The sequence below is a fragment of the Rhodococcus sp. P4_F3_2 genome (genome assembly GCF_056401335.1).
Genome location: NZ_JBFUJN010000159.1, coordinates 1 through 517, shown reverse-complemented (window position 1 = coordinate 517; position 517 = coordinate 1). Strand labels below are relative to the sequence as shown.

Genomic DNA, 517 nt, shown 5'->3' with positions numbered 1-517 from the left:
TTTCTATATAGTCTTTTTTTACAGCATCCCATTGAAATCTTCCTTCTTCTACAACAAGATGAGCCTCAGGATCCCAAGGGAAATATTGTTTAGCCATATCTAAACGTAAATGTTCAATACTCGCCGGAGGAAGCTCCCTGTCTCGTTTATTTAGTCCGATAAAATAAATACCACCTTGCGCTAATACATCTGGATGTAAATAAACAAAAACCGGCTGTAGTTCTGTTTTTTCCATTCTTACCACTCCTTTCAAGTACTTTTTAATAACTTAGTGTAATAATTAACTAGAATATCTACTTTTTCATGCTATTGATTTAATATTAATTTCTCTTATATTTATTTTCAGTGGAGGATTCATTTTTAGTTTTATTCTTATTTCTTTCATCTTGCTTTTCTATCTTTAACTCTTCAGTTGGTATTGGATCAACTGTCTCTTCAGTTTTGAATTGATCAAATAGAGTTTTATTCTCCGTAGGATATTGCTCAGCATGATCCCTTCTTTTGGTCTCTTGAGGAT

The 517-nt window shown here is 32.5% G+C and carries 2 protein-coding genes; both read right to left on the bottom strand.

Features of this window, described 5'->3' with window-relative positions:
• The coding region (locus AC1DWA_RS33225; RefSeq protein WP_477917710.1) for a hypothetical protein at positions 1 to 235 on the bottom strand (235 nt) is incomplete at its 3' end.
• 85 nt (positions 236 to 320) lie between these two features.
• A partial coding sequence (locus tag AC1DWA_RS33220; protein WP_477917708.1) for a hypothetical protein occupies positions 321 to 517 on the bottom strand: 197 nt, incomplete at its 5' end.